This window comes from Sphingopyxis granuli NBRC 100800, assembly GCF_001591045.1.
GTDB classification, from domain to species: domain Bacteria; phylum Pseudomonadota; class Alphaproteobacteria; order Sphingomonadales; family Sphingomonadaceae; genus Sphingopyxis; species Sphingopyxis granuli.
On sequence record NZ_BCUA01000044.1, the window covers coordinates 1 to 24,323 of the forward strand.

The following is a 24,323-nucleotide window of genomic DNA, read 5'->3' on the forward strand; positions in this document are numbered from 1 at the left end:
CCAAATCCCCACAGACCTTAGAGAATCGTGCGTTAAACCTGCATCACCCTTTCTGCCGTTCGTGCTGACCCCGGATCAAGCCCGGGGGAAGCACCGTCCTTTTTCTTGCGGCGCCAAAAGAAAGAACGGCCCCCTTCGACAGCTCAGAGCCTGCCCCCGCGAAAGCGGGGGGCAAACGGTTCAGATTTAATGCTCGATGCTCTAAGCCGGGGCGCGGCCGGAGCCGCGACCGCTTATCCCAGCGCCTTCTTCAGCAGTTCGTTCACCACCTGCGGATTCGCCTTGCCCTGCATCGCCTTCATCGTCTGGCCGACGAAGAAGCCGAACAGCGCTTCCTTGCCGCCGCGATATTGTTCGAGCTGGTTCGGGTTCTTCGCCAGCACCTCGGCGATCACCGCCTCGATCGCGCCGGTGTCGCTCGTCTGCCGAAGGCCCTTGTCCTCGACGATCTCCGCCGCATCGTCGCCGGTTTCGAGCATGATCTCGAACACCTGCTTGGCGATGCTGCCCGAGATGGTGCCGTCGGCGACGAGGCCGAGCAGTTCCGCCGCCTGCGCCGGGCCGACCGGCGAATCGGCGATCTCCCTGCCCAGCCGGTTGAGCGCGCCGAACAGCTCGCTGGTCATCCAGTTGGCGGCCGCCTTCGGCTCCGCGCCCGCGTCGAGCAGCGCGTCGAACCAGCGCGCGCTCTCGACCTCGGCGGTCAGCACGCCGGCGTTATAGGCCGAAATCCCCGCCGCCTCGTAGCGCGCGCGCTTGGCGTCGGGCAGTTCGGGCAGGCTCGCCCGGCATTCGTCGAGGAACGCATCGTCAAGTTCGAGCGGCAGCAGGTCGGGGTCGGGGAAATAGCGGTAATCATGCGCATCCTCCTTCGACCGCATCGTCCGCGTCGTGCCGCTGTCGGGGTTGAACAGGCGCGTTTCCTGGTCGACCGTGCCGCCCGATTCGAGCACCTCGACCTGGCGCTTCGCCTCATATTCGATCGCCTGCATGACGAAACGGACCGAATTGACGTTCTTCGTCTCGGTGCGCGTGCCCAGCGCTTCGCCGGGCTTGCGGACGCTGACGTTGACGTCGGCGCGCATCGAGCCTTCTTCCATGTTCCCGTCGCACGAGCCGACGTAGCGCAGGATCGCGCGCAGCTTGCGCAGATAGGCGCCGGCCTCGGCGGGCGAGCGCATGTCGGGCTTCGACACGATCTCCATCAGCGCGACGCCCGAGCGGTTGAGGTCGACGAACGACATCGTCGGATGCTGGTCGTGCATCAGCTTGCCGGCGTCCTGCTCGACATGGATGCGTTCGATCGCGATGCGCTTCGCCTCGTCGATCCCCGCCTTCTCATCCGCCTCGATCGTCAGCGAACCTTCGCCGACAAGCGGATGATAAAGCTGCGAAATCTGATAGCCCTGCGGCAGGTCGGCATAGAAATAATTCTTGCGGTCGAAGCGCGACCATTTGTTGATCTGCGCGTCGATCGCCATGCCGGTGCGCACCGCCTGGCGGATGCATTCGCGGTTCGGCACCGGCAGCATGCCGGGCATCGCGGCATCGACCAGCGACACCTGCGTGTTCGGCTCGGCCCCGAACGCCGTCGCGGCGCCCGAGAAAAGCTTGGCGTTGGAGGTGACCTGCGCATGGACCTCGAGGCCGATCACGACCTCCCACTCGCCGGTTTCGCCCTTGATGCGATAGTCCGTCATCTTACCACCATTTCTCCGCCCGCGCGGTGAAGCCCGCGCGTTCCTCGATCGCCAGCCCGGCGTTGAGCACGCCCTGCTCGTCGAAGGCCTTGCCGATGATCTGCAGGCCCAGCGGCAGCCCTTCGCGGTTGAGCGCCGCGGGGACCGACATCGCGGGCAGCCCCGCAAGACTCGCGGGGACGGCGAACACGTCGTTCAGATACATCGACAGCGGGTCGGCGGTCTTTTCGCCGAGCCCGAACGCCGCCGACGGCGCGGTCGGGGCAAGGATCACGTCGCACGTCTCGAACGCCGCCGAAAAATCGCGCGAAATCAGCGTCCGCACCTTCTGCGCCTGCGTGTAATAGGCGTCGTAGAAGCCCGCCGACAGCACATAGGTGCCGATCATGATGCGGCGCTTGACCTCCGGCCCGAAGCCTTCGGCGCGCGTCGCGGCATACATGTCCTGCAACCCCGCACCCTGCGGCAGATCGCGCAGCCCGTAGCGCACCCCGTCGTAGCGCGCGAGGTTCGACGAGGCTTCGGCGGGGGCGATGATATAATAGGCCGGCAGCGCATATTTGGTGTGCGGCAGGCTGATCTCGACGACCTCGGCCCCGGCATCCTTGAGCATCGCGATGCCGGCATCCCACATCGCATCGATGTCGGGATCGATGCCCTCCAGTCGATATTCCCTGGGAATACCGACTTTCTTGCCCTTGAGATCACTCGACAAAGCGGCTTCCCAATCGGGCACGGGCAGGTCGAGGCTGGTCGCGTCCTTGGGGTCGAAGCCCGCCATATTCTGAAGCATGATCGCGCAGTCGCGCACGTCGCGCGCCATCGGCCCAGCCTGATCGAGCGAGCTGGCGAAGGCGACGATGCCCCAGCGCGAGCAGCGGCCGTAGGTCGGCTTGATCCCCGAAATGCCGGTGAAGGCCGCGGGCTGGCGGATCGAGCCGCCGGTGTCGGTGCCCGTCGCGGCGGGGCAGAGCCGCGCCGCGATCGCCGCCGAACTGCCGCCCGACGAGCCGCCGGGTGCCAGCGCTGCGTTGCCGCCGTCGTTCCGCTTCCACGGCGAGATGACGTTGCCGAAAAAGCTCGTCTCGTTCGACGAGCCCATCGCGAACTGGTCGAGGTTGAGCTTGCCGAGCATCCCCGCGCCCGCGTCCCACAATTTCTGCGACACGGTCGATTCGTAGCGCGGCACGAAGCCTTCGAGCATGTGGCTCGCGGCGGTGGTCTGGACGCCTTTGGTCGCGAACAGGTCCTTCATGCCGATCGGCACGCCCGACAGCGGCTTGAGCGTTCCCGCGGCCCGGTCGGCATCGGCCTGCTTCGCCGCGCCGAGCGCCTGTTCGGGCGTCTCGACGATGAACGCGTTGAGCGCTTTCGCGGCCGCGACATTGGCGTTGAACGCCTCCGCGACCTCGACGGCGCTGAAATCGCCCGCGCGGTGGCCGTCGCGAATCTGCGCGACGGTGAGATTGGTCAAATCAGTCATCATCAAAACCCGTTCGTGCTGAGCTTGTCGAAGCACCGTTCTTTCCCGGCCGCGTCGAAGAAGGACGGTCCTTCGACAAGCTCAGGACAAACGGCTGGAACCATAGCGTCAGTCATCACTCGATCACCTTGGGCACGCCGAAGAAGCCGTGCTGCGGCTCGGGTGCGTTCGCCAGCACGTCGTCGCGGCGGTTGCCGCCGGTCAGCGGGTCGGCGTCGACGATATCGTCGCGCAGCCGCAGCGTGTTGGGGATCACCGCCGTCATCGGCTCGACCCCGCTCACGTCGACCTCGCCGAGTTGCTCGACCCAGCCGAGGATATTGTTGAGTTCGCCTTCCATCGCGGCGGCCTCCGCATCGCTGATCGCGATGCGCGCCAGCGACGCGATCTTCTTCACCGTTGCCTGATCGATTGCCATAGCTTCCTGCCTCGTGCGGGGGACGCCGCGCCGCTAGCACCCTCCCCCCTGCGCATCAAGCGGCGCCTAATCGAAAGGGCCGGTTTCGGGCACGCCGTCGACCGTGATGCGCCGCTGGCGAACCGTTTCGACCTCGACCCGCGCCTTCGACAGGTCGAGCCCCGGCCGCGCCGGACGCGGGCTCGTCGCGTCGCCCTGGACCCACTGGCCCTCGGCATTGCGCGTCACATGGTCGAATTGCAGCGCCTCGCCCGCTTCCTGCTGCCCCAGCACGCCGATCCGGTCGTCGGAAAGCCATATCGCGACGCAGGCTTTGGCGCGGGCGCACATATAGCTCGCCTCGATCCGCGCGAGCGCTTCGGCGGGGATCGCGCGGTCCGCCGGGACGATGCGCAGCCGCTCCGCGAACGGTTTCAGCAGCGTCGGCCCGCGCGGCCCGGCGAGGTCCCAGCGATTCTTCGCCGCGAGCGCGGCCCTTGCGGCGTCGGCGCGCGCCTTCTGCGGCGACCGGGTCATGTCGCGCAGCGCGGCCCGCCCCGCCGGGCCGAAATCGAACGCCATCGCCGCCCAGTCGAACTTTGCCGCCGGGGTCGCGCCGCTGTTCAGCCGCGCCAGCTGGTCGCGCGCCGAAATCGCCCCGAAATCGAGGATCGGCAGCGCCAGAAACAGCGCGAGCAGCATCAATCCGATCGCGAGCTTCTGCTGCAAGGGGCGCAGCCAGTCGTCGAAATCGCGCCGTCCGCGGACCACCGCCCACACCCCGGCGACGCCGTAGGCGAGCGCGACCGCCGCCGCGATCACGCCCCACAGGCGTTCGGGGGTCCAGCCATATTGGCCGATGCGCAGCCCCATCGAATAACAGGCGATGCCCGCGAGCGGCAGCACCGCGACCGCCAGCACCGGCGCGGCCCAGCGCAGCAGCGGATTGGTCGCGCGATCCTCGCGCCCGTTGCCGATCACCGCATTGGCGAGCAGCACCGCGAAAGCCGCCGCCGCCATCATCAGCGCAGCGGTCGAAAAGCCCGAATCCCACAGCTTCTGCAATCCGGTTCCGAGCAGCGAGACGAGGAAGAGGACCAGCGCGACCGCGAGCACCGGCGCCAGCACCGCGAGCACGATCATCACCAGCCGCTGGAGCGTCGCGACCAGCCGGTCCCGCTCGCGCAGCAGCCCCACCGCGCCGCCGAAGGCCGCCCCCGCGAGCATCCAGCCGAACCATTCGTCATTGAGCAGCCGTTCGATGACGTCGATCCCGATCAGCTTGAACATCTGTCCGATCAGCACGACGAGCAGGAAGGTAACGCCGACGAAGGCCAGGCCGGCCGCGCCGATCACGGCGTCGGTCCACGCATGACCGTGCAGCCGGTCGTAGGGCATCCGCCACAGCCGCCAGAAGCGGGCATCGGGCGCGACGTCGCGCCGCGTCTGGAACAGGGGCGTCGCGACGAGCACCGCGAGCATCCCCGACCAGAACGGCCATTCGACCGGCGATCCGTGAATATTGTAGCCCGCCGACTGCCAGACGATCAGCCCCATCACCGCGCCCCACAGCAGCGCGAAGCCCAGCGCCCAGTGCCAGCGGCGAAGCTCGACCCCCAGAACGAAGGTGATCGTCCCCACCGCGACCGCGGCGGCGAGCGCGCTGCGCCAGGCGGCGAGCGGGTCCTCGTACAAATGGTCGACGAGCAGGTGAAAGGCGAGCCCCGCGACCGAGCAGACCGCCGCCATGATCCACGGCCGCAGCGGCCACGGCGGATCGCTGCCGTCCAGACGGTGCGACTCGGGGGCGGACGGGCGGGCGGGCGCATCGGTCATGCGCGACATCTGGGCTTGTTTCGGGTACGCGCGCAAGCCAGATAGCATGGCGCCCGTCGACGGGATTTTCTTTTCCCGTTCGTGTCGAGCGAAGTCGAGATGCCTATCGGGGCAGCGCCAAACCGATGGGTGTCTCGACTTCGCTCGACACGAACGGGTAAGGATGTTCGCCTCTTCTCTCCCATGGAGCCCGCATTTGGCCCGCAAATTCCTCTATCTGATCGCCGCGATCATCCTGCTGATCCTTGCCGCCGGCGTCGTCTATCAGCTTTTCCCCGGCTGGGTCGCGCGGGTCGCGTTCGTCCCCAGCGCCGAATTCAAGCCGCAGGTCGTTGCCGCGCCCAACGCCTATGACGATCCCGAGATGTGGTTCGCGCGGCCGGGGATGGAGGACGATCCGTCGAAATGGCGCCCCGACCTTGCCGACGATGCGTCGGGCGGCGACGCTTCCGGCGACGACGCGGCGCAGGCGCGCGGCCAGATCGTGCCGCCCGCCCGCGCCGCCGCGCCGGCCGCCGTATCCGCCCCCGCTGTTCGAGGCGACGCGGCGATCTTCTTCGTCCATCCGACAAGCTATTACAGCAAGTCGAGCTGGAACGCCCCGCTCTCCGACCGCGACGCCGACCACCGCGCCAACCTGTTCGTGCGCGGCATGGCGAGCGCCTTTTCCGACGCGGGCGAGGTGTGGGCGCCGCGCTATCGCCAGGCGACGCTGGGGGCTTTCCTCGCCACCGACCGCGTCACCGCGGGCAAGGCGATCGACGCCGCCTATCGCGATGTCGAGCAGGCGTTCGACGCTTTTCTGGCCGCGATCCCGAAAAACCGGCCGATCATCCTCGCGGGGCACAGCCAGGGCGCGCTGCATCTCGAAACGCTGCTGAAGAATCGCGTCGCCGGCACCCCGCTCGCGAAGCGCGTCGTCGCCGCCTATATCGTCGGCTGGCCGATCTCGGTCGAAACCGACCTGCCCGCGCTCGGCCTTCCCGCCTGCACGACCCCCGACCAGAAGGGCTGCATCCTGTCGTGGGCGAGCTTCGCCGAGCCCGCCGATCCGGCGATGGTGACCGAGGCCTATGACGGCACCATCGGCTTCGACGGCCGCCCGCGCGCCGAAACGCGCATGCTGTGCACCAATCCGATCACCGGGATTCCGGACACCGATGCGCCCGCAGAGGCCAATCTGGGCACGCTGAAACCCGAGGCGAAGTTCACCGAGGGCCGCCTGATCCCCGGCAAGGTCGGCGCGACGTGCGACGACGCGCGCGGCTTCCTGATGATCGGGCAGGCCGACGTCGTGAAGGATTATGTCGTTCCGGGCTATGTGCTGCCGGGCAACAATTACCACGTCTACGACATCACCCTGTTCTGGGCGAACGTCCGCGCCGACGTGCTGCGCCGGCTCGCGGCGTTCGAGGGCAAGCCTTCGCCGGTTCCGCCCGCCGTGGCGCCAACGGCTGCCGCAACACCCGCATCCGCTCCCTCGTCACCCCGCACTTGATCGGCAATCTTCCCGTTCCCCGGCGAAAGCCCGGGTCCAGACGGCATCGCGCCGCTCCGCGTGGACCCGGGCTTTCGCCGGGGAACGGGTCCTCGATCGGGGGGCTATTCGGCGCCCCATTTCTGGCGAGGCGCCGAATGGATGCCGAATCAAGTTCAGCATGACGGAATCCGGCGATAAGGACCGATCGATGATTTTCACCCTCGCCCCAGATTTCGCCGCCGCGCTTCCGGACGGCGGACGCCTCGCCGGGCTCGATGTCGGGACGAAGACGATCGGGGTCGCGCTGTGCGACGCGGGGTGGAGCTTCGCGACCCCCGACCGGACGATCCGCCGCGGCAAGTTCGCCGCCGATCTCGATGCCCTGCGCGGGCTCGTCGCCGCGCAGTCGGTCGTCGGCCTCGTCGTCGGGCTGCCGCTCAACATGGACGGCAGCGACAGTCCGCGCACCCAGTCGGTGCGCGCCTTCGCGCGCAACCTCGCGCCGCTGGGCCTGCCCGTGCTGCTGTGGGACGAGCGCTGGTCGACCGCGGCGGTCGAGCGCGCGATGATCGCCGCCGACGTCAGCCGCGCGAAACGCGCCGAACGCATCGACAGCGCCGCCGCCGCCTTCATCCTGCAAGGCGCGATCGACGCGCTGGTGCGGGCGTGAGCGCCTGACCCGATCGGCGGATCGCCGTGGACAGGATCAGGCGTCGTCCGACATCTTCGCCAGTTCGCGGGCAAAGGCGCGAAAGCCCACGGTCAGGATGATCGCCGCCAGCGGCATGGCGACGCCGGTCACCAGCGCTATCGAATAGCGCAGCGCCGCATCGTCGCCGAACAGATGGTCGGTGAGCAGCGCCATCAGCATCGGACCGAAACCCAGCCCGGTCAGGTTGACGATGAAGAAATAGAGCGCCGTCACACGGGCGCGATATTCGTTCGGGGTGATGAGCTGCAACGCCACCGTCCCGACGCCGTGCATCGTCAGCATCGGAAAGGCGAGCGCCAGCATCGCGAACGCCAGCACCGCATCGGGCATCAGCGCCGCGGCGAGCAGCGGCGGGCCGCCCAGCAGGATCGACAGCCGCATCACGCGCAGATGCGCGTCGGCGACGCCCTTGCCGAACATCCGGTCGGCCAGCGTGCCGCCGAGCACCAGCCCCGCCGCGCCGCCGATCGCCATGATGACGCCGAACCACAGCCCGGCCCGCGACACCTCCATGCCATAGGTGCGGAAGAAGAAGGTCGGAACCCAGGCGATCACGCCGTACATGACGAGCCCGATCAGCGCCATGCCGACGAACAGCGCGCCGAGCGCCGCGCGCTGGCGGACGAGGTGAGCGAGAAAGCCGGGCGCCGGCGGCTCGTCGGCGCGGGCGGCGGCCTGCCGGCGTCCCTGGCGCAGCGGTTCGCGGACGGTGAGGAGCAGCAGGCAGACCAGCAATCCCGGCGCCGCGACCCACAGGAAGATCGTCCGCCACGCCTCGACCGGGCCGACGAACGGCAGATCGACCATCGGCGCGGCGAGCACGGCCTGGACGACGAAGGCGCCGAGGATCATCGCCACGCCCGAGCCGAGCGGCACCCCGATCGAATAGACCGCCAGCGCGCGCGCCAGACGGTCGCGCGGGAAGGTGTCGCTGAGCATCGAATAGGCGGCGGGGGACAGCGCCGCCTCGCCCACCCCGACGCCCATGCGCGCGAGGAACAGCGTGGCATAGCTTCCCGCGAAGCCGCAGCCCGCGGTCATCACGCTCCACAGCGCGACGCCGACGAGGATCAGGTTGCGGCGGTTCCAGCGGTCGGCGATCCACGCCAGCGGCAGGCCCAGCAGCGTGTAGAAAAGCGCGAAGGCCAGCCCGATCAGCAGACTGACCTCGGTATCCGAGATGTCGAGCGCGGCGCGGATCGGCGCGACGAGCAGGCTCAGGATCATCCGGTCGACGAAGGACAATGTATAGGCGAGCAGGAGGACGCCGACGACGTACCAGCCATAGACCGGACGCGGCCATTGCGGGGATTCGGCGCCCGCGTCGGGCGATGGCTCCTGCCGCGATCGGATCGTTGCGCCGTCGTTCGCCATCATCCCGTCCCTTCGCGCACGGCGCGCCCTTGCGCGCTCGATCATGCTGTTATATATGAAATATTACTTAGAACGCTAAGTAAAAATAGGGCTGAGTCAAGCGGATATGAACCGCGGGCCGGCGGGTCGGGAGATGAGAGATGGCTAGAACGGAAATCAGGATAAGCACGCTGCTGCTCGCGGGCACCGCGGCGATAGCCGTGCCCGCCGCGGCGCAGGACAGCGCGCCGCGCGACAGCGACGACATCATCGTCACCGCGCAGCGCCAGGAACAGCGGCTGCAGGACGTGCCCGTTTCGGTCACCGCCTTCGGCGCCGACCAGCTCCGCGACAACAGCGTCGAGACGGTGCAGGACATCGCGATCCGCACCCCCGGCCTGGCGATCAGCGCGGTCGACCCGGTCAACACCAACTTTTCGATGCGCGGCATCGGCAGCGCGCCGGGCATCAGCCAGAATGCCGGCGGCGACCCGTCGGTGGTCGTCTTCGTCGACGGCGTCTATGCCGGGCGCGGCGGCACGCCCGACCTCGACGCGCTCGACCTCGAACGGGTCGAGGTGCTGCGCGGACCGCAGGGGACATTGTTCGGCAAGAATGCGATCGGCGGCCTCGTCCAGTTCGTCAGCCGCAAGCCGACCGACGAGGAAAGCTTTCATTTCGAGGGCACCTACGGCAATTACGACCGCATCGGCGTGACCGCCCGCGGCAACATGGCGCTGACCGACACCATCTATTTTTCGGCCGGCGTTTCGCACAAGCAGCGCGACGGCTTCGAATATAACGAGACGACGGGCCACCGCGTCAACGACCTGAACCTGACGACGGGCCGCGCGGCGCTGCGCTTCGTCCCGAACGACACGCTCGACATCATCCTGCGCGCCGACATCTCGCACCAGGATCAGAAGGGCAATCCGCGCCACAACAATTGCGACAGCAGCTTTCAGGACGGCATCCACTGCGTCGGCATCAATCCCGACCCGCGCGTCGTGAACGCCTATATAGACGGCGAGATCAAGCGGACGATCCAGACCTATTCGGGCGAGGTCAACATCGACCTGCCGTTCGGGACGCTGACCTCGCTCACCGCGCTGCGCAAGGTCAAGTTCAACTTCGTCACGCCCTTCTTCAGCAACCCCATCAACCCGCCGGCGCAGATCGAATCGACCAGTTTCGGCGAGGAGAACAACAGCCAGTTCAGCCAGGAACTGCGCCTGGCCTTCGACGCGTGGGGCGGCCGCCTGAAAGGCCAGACCGGCGTCTATTTCCTCAAGGAGAACAACGACCGCATCGAAGGGCAGATTCAGGATTTTCCGACCCCCGAAGGATCGGGGACCGGCATCTATCCACAGTCGGTCAACGCGCGCAGCTTCGCGATCTTCGGCCAGGTCGACGTCGAGATCGTCCCGTCGCTGACCGCGACGGTCGGCGCGCGCATGACGTGGGAGCGCAAGAGCGGCCGCTTCGCGGGATACAAGGCCGACGACGGCCCGGGCCTGCCGCCGCCGCTCGGGTCGCTCGACGGCTACGACGTCACGGGCAAGAAGAGCTGGAAGGCCTTCACGCCCCGGTTCGCGCTCAACTGGAAGGCGACCGACGACGTCCTGCTCTACGCCTCGGTCGCGCGCGGCTACAAGAGCGGCGGGTTCCAGGGGCTGTCGGGCACCGCGGCGGGCGCCTCTACCCCCTACGACCCCGAATTCGCCTGGGGCTATGAAATCGGCGCGAAGACCGACTGGCTCGACCGCCGGCTGCGCCTGAACGTCGCGGCCTTCCGGACCGATTATTCGGACCTGCAGATCTCGCAGCTCGTCCCGCTCTGCTGCGTCGTCGTCAGCAATGCCGCCAAGGCGCGGATCAAGGGGATCGAGGTCGAAGCCGTCGTGCGCCCGGTCGACGGGCTCCAGATCGACGGCAGCTATTCGTGGCTCGACACCAAGTTCATCGAATATGCGATCCCCGGCACCGACTATACCGGCAACCAGCTGCCGCGCTCGCCGCGCAACAAGTTCAACATCGGCGGCCAGTTCGAACGCCCGATCGGCGACCTGACGGCAAAGCTGCGGGTCGATTACAGCTGGGTCGACGACGCCTATTTCGAGGCGTCGAACATCCCGCAGCAGCTTTGGCCCGCGCACGAGAATGTCGACGCGCGCCTGTCGCTGTCGAACCCCGACGATGGCTGGGAGCTGTCGCTGTGGGGCAAGAATCTGACGAACGAGCTGACGCCGACCTATGTCACCTGGTTCTCCGCCTATCGCCAGCTTCTGACCCCCTATGCGCCGCCGCGCACCTATGGGGCGACGGTCGCGTTCAGCTTCTGACGCGGCGGGCGGCTCCGCCCGACGGAGCCGCCCTCCCCCTTTTTCGCTTCCCGCTTCTTTTCCGAAAGGATGACCGATGGACGAACCCCGCTTCCGCTACCTCTGTTCCTATCGCGCCGCTTTCACCGAGCCCCAGCAGATGATCGGCAAGGCGCATTTCGGACGCCGGATGATCGCGGCGCTGACCGGCGGCGAGGTCGAAGGCGAGCGACTGCGCGGCCGGGTGATGCCGAGCGGCGGCGACTGGGCGACGATCGACGACAACGACACGCTGCGGCTCGACGCCCGCATCACGATGGAAACGCACGACGGCGCCCTGATCTACGTTTCCTATCGCGGCGTGCTGCGGCCGCTTTCGGCCGCGCACAAGCACGCGCGAAACGGCGGCCCGAAGACTCCCGAGGACAAGGCCGAAGTCTATTTCCGCACCACGCCGATGTTCGAAACGGGGGACGAGCGCTATCGCTGGCTGAACGATATCGTCGCGGTCGGACTCGGCGCCAGCGTCGGCGGCGCGGTCCGTTACGACGTGTTCGAACTGCTGTAGCGCGGGCAGGATCGATCGCGCGATCGGTCATGATCCCTTTTCGACAGCCAACCGTTCCCCGGCGAACGCCGGGGTCCATGCCGCGCGGCACCATGCCATCTGGACCCCGGCTTTCGCCAGGGAACGGGCCCTTGCGTGGGCGACTAGCCCTTTCCGACAAGTAGATCCCGCCTCCCCTCATAGGAAGGGCGGTGATATGAGGAGGAAATGGGAAACAAACTTAGCAAGGCGAGCAGGCTGGCTCAGGCTACTGAAAGCCACTGGTCTTTTGGTCAGATGGTCAAAGACAACTGGCCTTGGATTGCGGGCGTGACTGGGCTTCCCGTCTCGACGGGTTGGCTCGCTTGGATCAAAGCGACTGCCGAAGGCGCAGCTTGGCATGATAAGCTATTGTTCGCGATTATCGCCACTGGCTTCATGGCTTTTGTCGTCCTTGGTGCCCGGGCATTCCTGTTATCCGCGCGTCGAGCGAAGCGCGAAGAGGGGGCGATAGCGCGCGGGCTCTCCATTTCCGGCTATACTTACGAGCGAGGTACAATAATTGAAGGTGGCACACACACGCTGCCTGAGATTTTCGGGCGCGACCAAGTTCGAACGGATGTTACATTTCGAAATTGTCACATAGCTGGCCCTGGAATCGTCGCTCTTTTTGCGTGCCACATCGAACGAAGCGAGTTCATTGCGTTGCCGGGTCCCCATGTTCTAGATTCTAGACATAGCGGCGAAATAGCCCGTTTCGCTTACAGGTTTGTGCACTGTAAGTTTGACAATTGCGCCTTCGAAGATGTCGCTATAGTGGGCAACCTGTCTATACGCGGCGCCGATTTGTATCGCTATAAGTTGGTCCGCATGAAGGATGACGAAGATTGAAGGCCGATGACTGCTTCGACGCTCTCTTGGACGCGATGGCGCAGGGCGACGCCCCTAGCGCACAAAAGAAGTCAGCAACTCGTTCAACATCGTCGAAGGGCGATGGCGGCAATTGTGACGAAACTCAAACTCGCCCAGATACTTTGAAAGATGCTGACGGCTGACGTGAATGTGCGTGCCGTTGATCGACCGCTTTAGCTGTGCCCAGAAGCCCTATATCGAGTTCACCGACGAACCCTGCGGGCTGACATACCCACCCGCACCGTGGTTCACAGACATGTGGAAATAACTCTCGGCATTGACCGTCAGATAGGCGCCCGCTTCATCGGTGTGGACGATACTGTGGCGCTTTACGTGCGCCTTGATGACCGGGAACAGGGTAGCGCGCCGCTGGTTGGGAACAACCTTGGGACGACTTTGCCCCCGCGTTCGGCGATGCCGACGACAATCGACTTGTTTGACAGGCGACCTTCCTCTGCAGTCGCCTTGCCGCCGATAATCGTTTCGTCGACTTCGACGTGCTTCGTGAAGCCGCCAAGGGGGCCATCGCCGTCCACAATCGCCATGTATTTGCGGATTTCATGGCACATGCGCCAAGCCGTTTTGTAGGTCACGCCGATCTGGCGTTCAGCTTTCTTTGCTGTCACGCCGCTGCGCGACTTGCAGAACTGGAACATGACAAAGAACCAATCACGAAGGTTCGTGCGTGTCCGGTCAAAGGGGGTGCCGGCGGTCGGGTAGACTTGGTGGCCGCACCATTCGCAGGCATAACTGCGGCGCTTAGCGACGCGCTAAAACTTCGCGCTCTTGCCGCACTTCTCACAATTGTGACGCTCACCGTAGCGAACGCGCATCAGATAATCGAGGCAACTTTTCTCGGTTGGGAAGCGGTCCTGAAACTGGCGCAGGGTTGGTGCTTTGCTCATGCCGATTATCTAGCACAAGCCATTACTTGTCACACGGGGATAATCGTCCTTGCGTGTCTGAAGTCCATATATGCCCGCCCGATCCCGGCCGGCGCGGCGCGGGATCGGGGTTGGCAACGCCGTGCATCTGGTCCATCGCCGCCCCCGATGAGCAACAGGACGCAGGAAACGGGCCCGCCCATGACGCAAGCATCCCATCACCCGATGACGATGATCCACCTGTTGCGGGCGGTCTATTGGTATGACGAGGCGCTCCAGTCGAACCTGCGCCGCGACGGCTGGCCGACCCCGACGCGGACCCAGTCGATGCTGTTCGCGAACATCGCCATGGGCGAATCGCGCCCCGCCCGCCTCGCCGCCAACCTGGGGATCACGCGCCAGTCGATGAGCGAGATGATCGCGACGCTGGTCGAACAGAATATCCTGGTGGTCCGGCCCGACCCGCAGGACAGGCGCGCGCACAAGATCAGCTTCCATCCCGATTCATCGCCGCTCCGGCACGCCGCCGAAGCGGTGATGAACGCCTTGCACCAGCATCTCGCCGCCCGCCTGGGGAAGGATCGCCTCGACGCCCTCGACGACGCGATCTCGGCGGACTGGGGTCCCATTCCCGATTTGAGCGCGCCCGAAAGAAAATAGTTAGTATACTATTGACTTTGTCAGGCAGCCTGACAAACTCCCTCCAAAGACATGAGGGAGAGAATGGCCGTGGCCGACATGGAATTACCGCCGACCGTCCAACCCGCGATTCCGGTCGGGGATGATTTCCTGACGCGCGAGCAACTGGCCCAGCTCACGCCCGCAGACCTGGTCCGCCGCACCACCGCGCTCAAGCCGCTGTTGCAGCGGCACGCCGCGGCGTGCGAGCGCGAACGGCGCCCGATCGTCGAGGTGTGGAACGCCATCCGCGCGACCGGCTGTTTCTATCACTTCATGCCGCGCAAATATGGCGGGCTGGAATTCGACGTCGACAGCTTCCTCGACGCGATGCTGCCGCTGGCCGAAGGCTGCGCGTCAACCGGCTGGGTCACCGCATTCTGCGTCGAGCATGTCTGGATGCTGTCGCAATTTCCCGAGCCGTTCCAGGACGAGATTTTCGGCGGCGGCGGAGACCATGTCCCCTATGTGATCGCGCCCGGCGTGACCGCGCCCCCGGGCAAGGCGATTCCGGTCGACGGCGGCTATCGCATCTCGGGCCGCTGGAAATGGGGTACCGGGATCATGAATTCCAACTGGGCGATGGTGGCGTGCGCGATCCCCGACGATCCCGAGCGCCGCGCCCTGTTCTGCGCCCTGCCGACGAACGAGGTCAAGGTGCTCGACACCTGGCATATCGACGGGATGGAGGGAACGGGCAGCCACGACCTGCTGATCGAGGACGCCTTCATCCCCGAATATCGCACGATGAACATGAACGACATGCGGGCCGGAACCGGCCACGGCGCGCGCCTGTACGACAATCCGATCTATCGCCAGCCGATGACCCCCTTCCTGGGCGTCACCGCAGCGATCGGCGGCGTCGGGGTCGGGCGCGCGGCGGTCGCCGCCTTTGCCGAACAACTTCAGCAACGCGTCATCCCGGGAAGCACGACCCGGCAATCGGACAAGCCCGCCGCCCAGATGCGCCTGGCCCATGCCGACGTGCAGATCGCGACGGCCGAGATGCTGCTGCGCGCCGCGGTCAATCGCAACGTCGAACTCGCGGCGGGGCCGGTGCCCGCCACCTTCGAGCAGCGCAGCTTCATGCGCCTGCAGATCGCGCACGCGATGGAAATCTGCCGCGAGGCGATCCGCACGCTGGTCGAGGCGGCGGGCGCGGGCGCCCACATGCGGGGCAATCCGCTGCAGCGGCATCTGCGCGACATCAACGTCATGTCGAACCACGTCATCTACGACATCGACGCGGCGTCCGAACTGCGCGGCCGTGCGATGCTGGGGATGGAACCCAATTCGATGATCTACTGATCGCTTGCGGCGGGCGAAAGGCGCACGCCCGCGGCGAAAGGACCGGCGCCGACAACAAATGGGGCCCGCGAAACCCGTCATGGCGACGGGGCGGAGCGCCCGAAAATGGGAGGGAAAAATGAACCGGATTACGCTGTTCCGTTCGATGCTGCTTGCCAGCCTTGCCGTTCCGACATCCGCCTATGCCCAGACCGACGGCGCGTCGGCCGCCCGCGATTCCGAAATCGTCGTCACCGCGACCAAGCGCGAGCAGACGCTGCTCGACGTGCCGCTGTCGGTCGCGGCGGTCAGCGGCGAGGGCATGGAAGCGATGGGCATCCGCCAGTTCAACGACCTCCAGTCGAGCGTCCCCAACCTGCAGATCGACCAGACCAACGGCAATTTCGTCGTGTCGATGCGCGGGCTCGGTTCGGGCGGCGGCAACCTGGCCTTCGAACAGTCGGTCGGCTTCTTCATCGACGGCGTCTATTCGGGCCGGTCGCGGTCGATGCAGACCGCGATGATGGACGTCGCGCGGGTCGAGGTCGTGCGCGGTCCGCAAGGCGCGCTGTTCGGCAAGAACACCAACGCCGGCGCGATCAGCGTGATCAGCCGCGCGCCCACCCGGCAGTTCGAAGCGCAACTGCGCGGCCGCTACGAGTTCGAGAATGACGGCTATGGCGGCGGCGGCTTCGTGTCGGGTCCGTTGACCGACAGCCTCAGCGCCCGGCTCAGCTTTCAGGCCGGGCACGAGGGCGGTTACATGTACAACCGCGTCACCCGACGCGACGACAACAGCAACAACAATATGGGTATCCGCGGCCAGTTGCTGTTCGAACCCGCCGGCGGGGGCGGATCGATCCTGTTCAAGGCCGAATATGCCGAGAACAACTACAAGGGCGGCAACCTGACCTACAACGGTCTGGGCAACTGCGTCTTCTGCGACCAGATCCGCGCCGCGTCGGCCGCCGTCGGCGGCCCGCCCGAACGCCCCTCGTTCGAGCGCGCGCAAAGTTCGGCCTATCCCGAATTCTCGCGCACCAACAACCTCAACCTCACCGTCACCGCCAAGCTCGACCTCGGCGGGGGGTTCGAGCTTTCGTCGATCTCGGGCTATCAGCGGCTGCGCGCCCGGACGCAGAACGATATCGACATCAGCCCCATCGCCTTTTCGGATTCGATCCATACCGAAAACAGCTCGCAGCTTTCGCAGGAAATCCGGGTCGCGGGCGCCGTCGGGCCGGTCGACCTGATCGTCGGCGGCTCCTATTTCTATGCGCGGTCGGACATCCTGCAGGAAATCTACTGGAACGGCGCCGACAAGGTGCTGACCCCGCCGATCGGCCCCTTGCTGCAAGGGACGGCGCGGCTGCCGTTCCACCAGACGAGCGAGGCGCTGTCGCCCTTCGCCGCGATCGACTGGCATCTGACCGATGCGCTGACCTTCAGCGGCAGCCTGCGCTACAACCACGAATCGAAGCAGGCGCGCGTCGCCGGGGAAATGAGCGTGCTCGCCTATCCCAGCTATGTCTTCATCCGCTCGCGCAGCGAGGCGCTGTGGGATTATTCGGCGAAGCTCAGCTACAAGTTCGGCCCCTCGGCGCAGGTCTACGTCAGCTATGCGACCGGGTCGAAGGGCGGCGGCTATGTGTCGAACGACAGCCGCCTCGGCCTGACCGGGCGCGTCGAGTTCGAGCCCGAGCGGGCGCGGTCGTGGGAGGCCGGCGCCAAGCTGCGCCTGCTCGACAACCGGCTGCACCTGAACATGGCCGCCTTCACGACCGATTTCACGAACCTTCAGGTCTCCTCCTTCACCGGATCGTCCTTCACCACCGGCAACGCCGCCGAAGCGCGGTCGCGCGGGATCGAGGGCGACGCGGCGTTGCGGATCGGCGACATGCTGACGATCGGCGGTTCGCTGGCCTATCTCGACGCCTATTACACCGATTATCCGGGGGCGGCCTGCACCTATGACGCGCCCGCGGGCTGCACGACGATGAACCTCGCCGGCTACCGGCTGACGCGCGCGCCGAAGTGGAAATGGAACAGCTATGCCGAGGTTCGGGTGCCGGTGGCGTCGGACTGGGCGCTGACCGGCCGCGTCGCGGCCGACTATACCGGCGCCTCCATCTATCAGGACGACCGCCATCCCAACAATATCATGCCCGGCTATACCAAGCTCGACGCGCGGCTCGCGCTCGCGTCCGAGGCGAACGACCTCGAGGTCGCGCTGATCGGCCGCAACCTGACCAACAAGGTGTCGTTCAGCCAGTCGTTCGGCGTGCCGCTGGTGGCGGGAAGCTGGGCGGTGTTCGTCAATCCGTCGCGAACCATCGCGCTGGAGGTCACCAAGGGCTTCTGACCCGGCATTGCAGAGGGGCCTGCCATGCGGAACGCTCTGCGGGAAAACGGACCGGATGTGCAAGACGGCGGACAGCTGCACGATCTTGCACGTCTGGTCTTCCAGTCCTTCCAGCGGCTGCTGGAGCACCGGACCATGGTGCACGACGTGTCGGCGAGCCAGTGGAGCTTCCTGCGGCAGCTGTGGCGCACCGACGGCATCTGCCAGCGCGAGCTGGCCAACCGGTTGGGAATTTCCGAAGCCACGGCTACCATCGCGCTTCGCAGGCTGGAGGAAAAGGGTTTCGTCAGCCGCCGGCGCAATGCCGGCAACCGCCGCGAGATGCTGGTCTTTCCGACCCGGCGCACGCAGGCGCTGGAGGCGGTGCTGATCCCCCTCGCGCGCGACGTCCATGTCCTGGCGACGCAGGATTTCACGGCGGCGGAGGTCGCGACGCTCGAACGGCTGCTGCGCAGCGTGATCGCCAATCTCGCCGCAGCCTGAGGAGACGCACGAGGTGAAGATATTGCATATCGCGGGCAGCCCCAAGGGCGAGCGGTCGGCTTCGCGAAAACTGGCGGACGTCTTCCTGCGCCGCTATCGCGCCCTGCATCCCGGCCATGAGATTGGCGCCATCGACGTGTTCGACGCCGCAGCGAATCCCGATTTCGGTGCGGTCCACGCCATCCACAAGCTGGCGCCGCTGTTCGGCGAGGAACGGAGCGAGGCGGGGACCGTCGCGTGGGTCGATACCGAGCGGCTGATCGCGGATTTCGACCGCGCCGACAAGATATTGCTGTCGTGCCCGATGTGGAACTATTCGGTGCCGTGGGCGGTGAAGCGCTATCTCGATCACCTGATGCAACCCGGCCGGACATTCGGGTTCGATCCCGCGACCCGGCAGCACTTCGGCCTGCTCCGCGACCGCCCCGTCCAGTTCATCCTCACCCGTTCCTCGACGGGCGACGACGATCCGGGGGATTTCCAGCTGCCCTATCTGCTGCACATCTTCCGGCAGATGGGCCTGCACGATATTCGCGTGATCAACGCCTGCAAGACCACGAAAGCCACCGCGCCGGAGCGGCTCGCCTATCTCGATTCCTTCACCCCGGAGCTGGAGGCGGCCGCCGCCCGTTTTTGAACGCCCTGCCCTCGATACGGCATCACCCTGCTTCTTCGCTTGCGGGATCGGCCCGCGCGTCCTAGACGCTGCGCTTTAATGACAAGCGCAACCACCCGACCCGCCAGCGACTACCCGCCCGGTGGCGATGCCTTTCGCCATCGCGACCTGACCGGCATCGCCCAGCTCGCTCCATGGGAAATTTCCTATATCCTCGACGCCGCCGAACAGTGGGTCGAGCTGAACCGTTCGGGGGCGGCGAAGCATGACGATGCGCTGAAGGGCCTCACCATCATCAACGCCTTCTTCGAAAATTCGACGCGCACCCTGCTGTCGTTCGAGATCGCGGGCAAGCGGCTCGGCGCCGACGTCGTCAACATGCACGCGGCGCAGTCGAGCGTGAAGAAGGGCGAGACGCTGATCGACACCGCGATGACGCTGAATGCGATGCGCGCCGACGCGATCGTCATCCGCCATTCGGCATCGGGCGCGGTGCAACTGATCGCCGACAAGGTCGACTGCCCGGTGCTGAACGCCGGCGACGGGCGGCACGAGCATCCGACGCAGGCGCTGCTCGACGCGCTGACCATCCGCCGCCGCAAGGGCAAGGTCGAGGGGCTGACCGTCGCGATCTGCGGCGACGTGCTGCACAGCCGCGTCGCGCGATCGAACATCCTCGCGCTGACGCTACTCGGCAACGATGTGCGCGTCGTCGCGCCGCCGACGCTGATCCCGCCCGCGCTCGACCGCATGCACGCCGTCCCCTTCACCGACATGGACGAAGGGTTGAAGGGCGCCGACGTCGTGATGATGCTGCGCCTCCAGAACGAGCGCATGGACGGCGCCTACCTGCCCAGCGCGCGCGAGTATCACGCGCTCTATGCGCTGACGCCGCAGCGGCTGGAGAAGGCGAAGCCCGACGCGATCGTCATGCATCCCGGCCCGATGAACCGCGGGGTCGAGATCGACAGCAGCATCGCCGACGACCCGGTGCGATCGACGATCACCGAGCAGGTCGAAATGGGGGTCGCGGTGCGCATGGCGTGCCTCGACATATTGACCCGCCGCAAGCGGGGGGTGCCCGGATGGAACTGAAGCCGCTGCTCATCGCCAACGCCCGCCTGCTCGGCGGCGCGAGCGGCAGCCTGCTTGCGGTCGGCGGCCGCATCGCCGCGATCGACCCCGCCGAGCGTCCCGAGGGCACCGAGACGGTCGATGCGAAGGGTCAGTGGCTCGCCCCCGGCATCATCGACCTCGGCGTCTTCGCGACCGACAAGCCGGCCTTTCATTTCGGCGGCATCACGCGCGCCGCGCTGATGCCCGACAGCGGCCCGCTCGACGGCGCGGGGCTCGTCGAGCGCGCGGCGAAGGGCGGCAAGCCCGACCTGTGGGTTCATCCGCTCGCCGCCGCGACCAAGGGGCTCGCCGGCAGGGAACTGGCGGAAATCGGGCTGATGAAGGGCGCGGGCGCGCGCGCGGTGGCGACCGGCCGCGGCCGGATCGCCGATGCCGGCGTGATGCGCCGCGTCCTCTCCTACGCCGCGTCGCTCGGCCTCACCGTCATCGCGCATGCCGAGGACGAAGGACTGACGCATGGCGCGGTCGCGACCGATGGCGAGATGGCGACGCGGCTCGGCCTCGCCTCCGCGCCCGCGATTGCCGAGGCGATGGCGATCGCGCGCGACCTGCTGCTGGTCGAGGAAACGGGAGCGCCGCTGCATATCCGCCAGGTCACGACGCGGCGCGGGTTCGACCTGATCCGCGCCGCGAAGGCGACGGGACTGCCCGTCACCTGCGGCATCACGCCCGCGCACCTGTTCCTGTCCGACACCGCGATGGGCGATTTCCGCACCTTCGCGCGCCTGTCGCCGCCGCTGCGGTCGGAGGACGACCGCCGCGCCTGCCTCGCCGCCATCGCCGACGGCACGATCGACGTGCTCGCTTCGGGCCACGACCCGCGCGGGCCCGAGGACAAGCGCCTGCCCTTCGCCGAGGCGCTGCCCGGCATGGCGGGCGCCGAGACGCTGCTCGCGATGGGGCTGCAACTCGTCCGCGACGGCCACGCGACGCCGGCGCGCCTGTTCGACCTGCTCGCGGCGAACCCGGCAAAGCTGCTCGGCCTCGATGCCGGAACGCTGGCGGTCGGCGCCGAGGCCGACCTGATCCTGATCGACGACGGCACGCCGTGGCAGGTCGATGCGAAGAAGATGGCGGCGTGGGCGGGCAACACCCCCTTCGACGGCATGCCGATGCAGGGCCGCGCCACGATGCTGTGGAAAGGCGGCGTGCGGATACGCTGAGGCGCGATGGCTTTGGATTGCCGCGTGACTTTGCCGCTCGCAGATGGCGAGCCCGTTCCATGTCATCGGGCCGTAGCGCGTCAAATCCGAACCGTTCGCCCCCCGCTTTCGCGGGGGCAGGCTCTGAGCTTGTCGAAGCCTGTCCTGAGCACCTGCAAGGCCGTCGAAGGGCCGTGCTTTCTTTTGACGCCGCAGGAAGAAAGGCGGTGCTTCGACAAGCTCAGCACGAACGGGACGGGGATGAGCAGATTTGACGGCAATCATCCCTTTTCGACAAATAACCGTTCCCCGGCGAAAGCCGGGGTCCACGTGGGGCAGCGCTGCGCCATCTGGACCCCGGCTTTCGCCGGGGAACAGCGCCTGACTTGCCTGAAGGGTATATACCCCGACCAAGTTCAGCATGGCGAACGGATGAGGTGGCGCGCCGAAACCCGAATCCTCACGGGCCATGGCGCAGCGAAGCCTACCGCCCCCCGGCGGCCAGCCGCGCGCGCAGGTTTTGCAGGTCGCGCTGCGACAGCGGCGCCAGCGCGGCGGCGGGCTTGCCCTTGCGAAGGCGCTCGCGGTCCTTTTCCGACGGTTCGACGCGTCGCACGCGCACCGGGGCGTGGCCCTGCGCCTTCATCCCGAGTTGTTCGGCCGCGCCGCGCGACAGGTCGATGATGCGTCCGCCGCCCGCAAAGGGGCCGCGATCGTTGACGCGCACGACGATCCGCCGCCCGGTGTCGAGCGCCGTCACCTCGACATAGGTCGGCAGCGGCAGCGTCGTGTGCGCGGCCGTGACCCATCCGGGGCGGAATTTCTCGCCATTGGCGGTGCGGTTGCCCGATTCGCTGCCGTACCAGCTCGCATAGCCCACCACGTCATAGGCGGCGGCGGCGGCGGGCACATAGGTCGTGCCGCGGACCGCATAGGGCTTGCCGATCCGCACCGGCGAATCGCTGACCGGACGGAAATTCCCGCCCGCGCAGGCCGAAAGCATCAGGATCGCCGCCGCGGCCCCGGCCAACCGGACGGGGCGGCAATCGGGACGGCCCCGCATCCCTACCCCAGCACCCAGCTTCGCCGCGGATAGCCCTGCGCCCACAGCAGCGCGGTCAGGTCGTGATGGCGGATCGCAGCGTCGGCGGCGTCGGCGGCCGCGGGGTGCGGGTGATAGCCGATGCCCAGCCCCGCCGCGGTGATCATCGGAATGTCGTTGGCGCCGTCGCCGATCGCCAGCGTCTCGGCCAGCGGCAGCCCGCGCGCCGCCGCCTCGGACTGGAGCATCGCGAGCTTCGCGCCCGAATCGACGATCGGCTCGCGCACCTGTCCGGTCAGCCGGCCGCCCACGATCTCCAACTCGTTCGCGACCACCTTGTCGAAGCCGACCGCTTCCGCGACCGGCCCGGCGAAGGGCATGAAACCGCCCGACACCAGCACCGACCAGGCGCCGTGCGCCTTCATCGTCTGGACCAGCGTGCGCGCCCCGCGCGTCAGCCGGACCCGCTCCATCCGGCATTCGGCCAGCGTCGTCTCGGCCATGCCGCCCAGCAGCCCGACGCGCTCCGCCAGCGCGCCGCGAAAGTCGATCTCGCCGCGCATCGCCTTTTCGGTGATCGCCGCGATCTGCGCCTTCAGCCCTGCATAGTCGGCGAGTTCGTCGATGCATTCGACGGTGATCATCGTCGAATCCATGTCGGCGATCAGCAGCTTCTTCGTCCGGTCGCCGAGCGGCTGGACCACGATGTCGAGCGCGCCATGGTCCATCTTCGCAAGCTCGCTGCGCGCGCTGACCAGACTGCCCTGAAAGACGATGTCGGCCGCGTCGCCTTCGTCGAGCCAGTGCGGCGCGCCCACGTCGTGCCCGGTCGCGGCGAGGCGGTCGATCGCCTCGCGCACCACCTCGCCCGTCAGCGCTCCGGCTGCTATCAGCGTCGCAACGAACATGGCATCTCCTTCTTCATCCTCGAGCCAGCGGCTTCCTGTGGCGCTTATCGCCGGGCCGACCGCCAGCGGCAAGAGCGCCCTTGCCGTCGCCTTCGCGCAGGCGGTGGGGCGTGCGCAAGTCATCAATGCCGATGCCAGCCAGGTCTATCGCGACCTGACCATCCTGTCGGCGCGCCCGACCGCGGCGGAGATGCAGGGCGTCCCGCATCATCTGTTCGGTCATGTCGACGGGGCGGACGGCGCCTATCACGCGGCGCGCTGGGCCGCCGAAGCGCGCCGTGCGCTGGCCCGTGCGTGGGAGGACGACGATATCCCGATCCTGGTCGGCGGGACCGGCCTCTATCTGCGCACGCTGCTCGACGGCATCGCGCCGGTGCCCGCGATCGCCCCCGATATTCGCGCCGAAGTGCGCGCGATGGCGGTGGCCGACGCCCACGCCGCGCTTGCGAAAGCCGATCCCGCCGCGGCGGCGCGCCTGCACCCCGCCGACACGACCCGCGTCGCCCGCGCGCTCGAAGTGGTGCGCGCCACCGGCCGGCCGCTCGCCGACTGGCAGCGCGCGCGCGAGGGCGGGATCGCCGGCTCCGTCGCGCTCGTCCCGCTGGTCCTGCTGCCGCCGCGCGACGAACTGCGCGCGCGCTGCGACGCGCGGCTTGCCGGGATGTTCGAGCGCGGCGCGATCGACGAGGTCGCGGCGCTGATCGCCCGCGATCTCGACCCCGACCTTCCCGTCATGCGCGCGATCGGCGTGCCGCAGATCGCCGCCCTGCTGCGCGGCACCCTGTCGCGCGCCGAGGCGCTCGACCGGGCGCAGGCCGCGACCCGCCAATATGCGAAACGCCAGTTCACCTGGCTGCGCCATCAGCCGCCGGCCGGATGGCCCCGACACGAAGCGTCATTATCCGTCGATTCTATAAAGGAAATAGCAATAAAATTACAGCATACACTGTTGACAGGATAGAATCATATACCTATTGCCCGCAGCCTTGTTGCGTCGCACAAGCGCGTGCCTTGCGCGCGGGCGAAATGGAGAAAAGGAGCAG

Annotated in this window: 23 protein-coding genes and 1 pseudogene; 14 read left to right on the plus strand and 10 right to left on the minus strand. The window is 67.1% G+C overall.

The genetic code is table 11. The features are described from left to right. Positions 1-233 precede the first annotated feature (233 nt). From gatB to SGR02S_RS11510, 4 genes are all read right to left on the minus strand, one after another. On the minus strand, positions 234-1,700 hold the full coding sequence (gatB, locus tag SGR02S_RS11495; RefSeq protein ID WP_067109610.1) for an Asp-tRNA(Asn)/Glu-tRNA(Gln) amidotransferase subunit GatB: 1,467 nt from the start codon (positions 1,698-1,700) through the stop codon (positions 234-236). A gap of 1 nt (position 1,701) precedes the next feature. Then, positions 1,702-3,183, minus strand: a complete 1,482-nt coding sequence (gene gatA / locus SGR02S_RS11500; protein ID WP_067109685.1) for an Asp-tRNA(Asn)/Glu-tRNA(Gln) amidotransferase subunit GatA — start codon at positions 3,181-3,183, stop codon at positions 1,702-1,704. A 115-nt stretch (positions 3,184-3,298) separates the two neighbouring features. Next, complete coding sequence (gene gatC, locus SGR02S_RS11505) at positions 3,299-3,601, minus strand: Asp-tRNA(Asn)/Glu-tRNA(Gln) amidotransferase subunit GatC (RefSeq protein WP_067109613.1); 303 nt, start codon at positions 3,599-3,601, stop codon at positions 3,299-3,301. A gap of 66 nt (positions 3,602-3,667) precedes the next feature. Then, on the minus strand, positions 3,668-5,416 hold the full coding sequence (locus SGR02S_RS11510) for a DUF4153 domain-containing protein (RefSeq protein ID WP_255211456.1): 1,749 nt from the start codon (positions 5,414-5,416) through the stop codon (positions 3,668-3,670). 196 nt (positions 5,417-5,612) lie between these two features. Between SGR02S_RS11510 and SGR02S_RS11515 the strand changes: the two genes are divergently transcribed. After that, on the plus strand, positions 5,613-6,914 hold the full coding sequence (locus SGR02S_RS11515; protein WP_067109619.1) for a DUF3089 domain-containing protein: 1,302 nt from the start codon (positions 5,613-5,615) through the stop codon (positions 6,912-6,914). A 190-nt stretch (positions 6,915-7,104) separates the two neighbouring features. Continuing rightward, positions 7,105-7,566 (plus strand): Holliday junction resolvase RuvX, encoded by a 462-nt coding sequence (gene ruvX, locus SGR02S_RS11520; protein ID WP_067109687.1) that lies wholly within the window; start codon positions 7,105-7,107, stop codon positions 7,564-7,566. A 36-nt stretch (positions 7,567-7,602) separates the two neighbouring features. Here ruvX and SGR02S_RS11525 read toward each other — a convergent pair whose 3' ends face one another. Beyond that, positions 7,603-8,982, minus strand: a complete 1,380-nt coding sequence (locus SGR02S_RS11525; RefSeq protein WP_169799676.1) for a spinster family MFS transporter — start codon at positions 8,980-8,982, stop codon at positions 7,603-7,605. 140 nt (positions 8,983-9,122) lie between these two features. Between SGR02S_RS11525 and SGR02S_RS11530 the strand changes: the two genes are divergently transcribed. The 4 genes from SGR02S_RS11530 to SGR02S_RS20705 all read left to right on the plus strand — a co-directional run bounded on the left by SGR02S_RS11530 (position 9,123) and on the right by SGR02S_RS20705 (position 12,884). Further along, entirely contained in the window at positions 9,123-11,303 is a 2,181-nt protein-coding gene (locus SGR02S_RS11530; protein WP_067109622.1) for a TonB-dependent receptor, read from the plus strand. Positions 11,304-11,379: 76 nt separating this feature from the next. After that, entirely contained in the window at positions 11,380-11,850 is a 471-nt protein-coding gene (locus SGR02S_RS11535) for a DUF3237 domain-containing protein (protein WP_067109625.1), read from the plus strand. Between the two features lie 207 nt (positions 11,851-12,057). Next, on the plus strand, positions 12,058-12,720 hold the full coding sequence (locus SGR02S_RS11540) for a hypothetical protein (protein ID WP_067109628.1): 663 nt from the start codon (positions 12,058-12,060) through the stop codon (positions 12,718-12,720). Continuing rightward, positions 12,717-12,884: a hypothetical protein gene (locus SGR02S_RS20705; RefSeq protein ID WP_369691227.1), complete on the plus strand. Its 168-nt coding sequence runs from the start codon at positions 12,717-12,719 to the stop codon at positions 12,882-12,884. Before SGR02S_RS11540 ends, SGR02S_RS20705 begins: the two co-directional genes overlap by 4 nt. 7 nt (positions 12,885-12,891) lie before the next feature. Here SGR02S_RS20705 and SGR02S_RS20710 read toward each other — a convergent pair. From SGR02S_RS20710 to SGR02S_RS20765, 3 genes and pseudogenes are all read right to left on the minus strand, one after another. Beyond that, positions 12,892-13,173 (minus strand): annotated as a pseudogene (locus SGR02S_RS20710) (transposase); the annotation flags it as partial. Next, positions 13,071-13,397 (minus strand): hypothetical protein, encoded by a 327-nt coding sequence (locus SGR02S_RS20715; protein ID WP_067109631.1) that lies wholly within the window; start codon positions 13,395-13,397, stop codon positions 13,071-13,073. The gene SGR02S_RS20715 and the pseudogene SGR02S_RS20710, both read right to left, overlap by 103 nt. Before the next feature lie 114 nt (positions 13,398-13,511). Then, the gene (locus SGR02S_RS20765) at positions 13,512-13,646 is read right to left on the minus strand and encodes a transposase (RefSeq protein WP_439951061.1); all 135 of its coding nucleotides are present in this window, start codon (positions 13,644-13,646) and stop codon (positions 13,512-13,514) included. Between the two features lie 180 nt (positions 13,647-13,826). On the opposite strand from SGR02S_RS20765, the gene SGR02S_RS11550 reads away from it, so the two are divergent. The 7 genes from SGR02S_RS11550 (at position 13,827) to SGR02S_RS11580 (ending at position 21,351) form a co-directional block, all read left to right on the plus strand. Further along, positions 13,827-14,285, plus strand: a complete 459-nt coding sequence (locus SGR02S_RS11550; RefSeq protein WP_169799677.1) for a MarR family winged helix-turn-helix transcriptional regulator — start codon at positions 13,827-13,829, stop codon at positions 14,283-14,285. Positions 14,286-14,363: 78 nt separating this feature from the next. Further along, the gene (locus SGR02S_RS11555) at positions 14,364-15,611 is read left to right on the plus strand and encodes an acyl-CoA dehydrogenase family protein (protein ID WP_255211457.1); all 1,248 of its coding nucleotides are present in this window, start codon (positions 14,364-14,366) and stop codon (positions 15,609-15,611) included. A gap of 118 nt (positions 15,612-15,729) precedes the next feature. Further along, complete coding sequence (locus SGR02S_RS11560; protein ID WP_067109641.1) at positions 15,730-17,952, plus strand: TonB-dependent receptor; 2,223 nt, start codon at positions 15,730-15,732, stop codon at positions 17,950-17,952. A 57-nt stretch (positions 17,953-18,009) separates the two neighbouring features. Beyond that, the gene (locus tag SGR02S_RS11565; RefSeq protein WP_067109644.1) at positions 18,010-18,435 is read left to right on the plus strand and encodes a MarR family winged helix-turn-helix transcriptional regulator; all 426 of its coding nucleotides are present in this window, start codon (positions 18,010-18,012) and stop codon (positions 18,433-18,435) included. Between the two features lie 13 nt (positions 18,436-18,448). Further along, the gene (locus SGR02S_RS11570; RefSeq protein WP_067109647.1) at positions 18,449-19,072 is read left to right on the plus strand and encodes an FMN-dependent NADH-azoreductase; all 624 of its coding nucleotides are present in this window, start codon (positions 18,449-18,451) and stop codon (positions 19,070-19,072) included. Between the two features lie 78 nt (positions 19,073-19,150). Then, a complete protein-coding gene (locus tag SGR02S_RS11575) occupies positions 19,151-20,146 on the plus strand; it encodes an aspartate carbamoyltransferase catalytic subunit (protein WP_067109650.1) in 996 nt (331 codons plus the stop codon). Next, positions 20,137-21,351, plus strand: a complete 1,215-nt coding sequence (locus tag SGR02S_RS11580) for a dihydroorotase (protein ID WP_067109653.1) — start codon at positions 20,137-20,139, stop codon at positions 21,349-21,351. Before SGR02S_RS11575 ends, SGR02S_RS11580 begins: the two co-directional genes overlap by 10 nt. A 463-nt stretch (positions 21,352-21,814) precedes the next feature. On the opposite strand, the gene SGR02S_RS11585 is transcribed toward SGR02S_RS11580, so the two are convergent. Beyond that, on the minus strand, positions 21,815-22,393 hold the full coding sequence (locus SGR02S_RS11585; RefSeq protein ID WP_067109657.1) for a septal ring lytic transglycosylase RlpA family protein: 579 nt from the start codon (positions 22,391-22,393) through the stop codon (positions 21,815-21,817). A gap of 2 nt (positions 22,394-22,395) precedes the next feature. Further along, positions 22,396-23,280, minus strand: a complete 885-nt coding sequence (serB, locus tag SGR02S_RS11590) for a phosphoserine phosphatase SerB (RefSeq protein WP_067109660.1) — start codon at positions 23,278-23,280, stop codon at positions 22,396-22,398. On the opposite strand from serB, the gene miaA reads away from it, so the two are divergent. After that, entirely contained in the window at positions 23,279-24,241 is a 963-nt protein-coding gene (gene miaA / locus SGR02S_RS11595; protein ID WP_067109663.1) for a tRNA (adenosine(37)-N6)-dimethylallyltransferase MiaA, read from the plus strand. The genes serB and miaA overlap by 2 nt on opposite strands. Positions 24,242-24,323: the final 82 nt, after the last annotated feature.

Bases quoted from the DNA above. Each gene is read 5' to 3' on its own strand.
- ruvX (WP_067109687.1), top strand. From the start codon at position 7,105: ATGATTTTCACCCTCGCCCCAGATTTCGCCGCCGCGCTTCCGGACGGC.
- SGR02S_RS11575 (WP_067109650.1), top strand. From the start codon at position 19,151: ATGACAAGCGCAACCACCCGACCCGCCAGCGACTACCCGCCCGGTGGC.
- SGR02S_RS11535 (WP_067109625.1), top strand. From the start codon at position 11,380: ATGGACGAACCCCGCTTCCGCTACCTCTGTTCCTATCGCGCCGCTTTC.
- SGR02S_RS11540 (WP_067109628.1), top strand. From the start codon at position 12,058: ATGGGAAACAAACTTAGCAAGGCGAGCAGGCTGGCTCAGGCTACTGAA.
- serB (WP_067109660.1), bottom strand. From the start codon at position 23,280: ATGTTCGTTGCGACGCTGATAGCAGCCGGAGCGCTGACGGGCGAGGTG.
- SGR02S_RS11530 (WP_067109622.1), top strand. From the start codon at position 9,123: ATGGCTAGAACGGAAATCAGGATAAGCACGCTGCTGCTCGCGGGCACC.
- gatB (WP_067109610.1), bottom strand. From the start codon at position 1,700: ATGACGGACTATCGCATCAAGGGCGAAACCGGCGAGTGGGAGGTCGTG.
- gatC (WP_067109613.1), bottom strand. From the start codon at position 3,601: ATGGCAATCGATCAGGCAACGGTGAAGAAGATCGCGTCGCTGGCGCGC.
- miaA (WP_067109663.1), top strand. From the start codon at position 23,279: ATGGCATCTCCTTCTTCATCCTCGAGCCAGCGGCTTCCTGTGGCGCTT.
- SGR02S_RS11510 (WP_255211456.1), bottom strand. From the start codon at position 5,416: ATGACCGATGCGCCCGCCCGCCCGTCCGCCCCCGAGTCGCACCGTCTG.
- SGR02S_RS20765 (WP_439951061.1), bottom strand. From the start codon at position 13,646: ATGAGCAAAGCACCAACCCTGCGCCAGTTTCAGGACCGCTTCCCAACC.
- gatA (WP_067109685.1), bottom strand. From the start codon at position 3,183: ATGACTGATTTGACCAATCTCACCGTCGCGCAGATTCGCGACGGCCAC.
- SGR02S_RS11585 (WP_067109657.1), bottom strand. From the start codon at position 22,393: ATGCGGGGCCGTCCCGATTGCCGCCCCGTCCGGTTGGCCGGGGCCGCG.
- SGR02S_RS11525 (WP_169799676.1), bottom strand. From the start codon at position 8,982: ATGGCGAACGACGGCGCAACGATCCGATCGCGGCAGGAGCCATCGCCC.
- SGR02S_RS20715 (WP_067109631.1), bottom strand. From the start codon at position 13,397: ATGTTCCAGTTCTGCAAGTCGCGCAGCGGCGTGACAGCAAAGAAAGCT.
- SGR02S_RS11555 (WP_255211457.1), top strand. From the start codon at position 14,364: ATGGAATTACCGCCGACCGTCCAACCCGCGATTCCGGTCGGGGATGAT.
- SGR02S_RS11580 (WP_067109653.1), top strand. From the start codon at position 20,137: ATGGAACTGAAGCCGCTGCTCATCGCCAACGCCCGCCTGCTCGGCGGC.
- SGR02S_RS11560 (WP_067109641.1), top strand. From the start codon at position 15,730: ATGAACCGGATTACGCTGTTCCGTTCGATGCTGCTTGCCAGCCTTGCC.
- SGR02S_RS11550 (WP_169799677.1), top strand. From the start codon at position 13,827: ATGACGCAAGCATCCCATCACCCGATGACGATGATCCACCTGTTGCGG.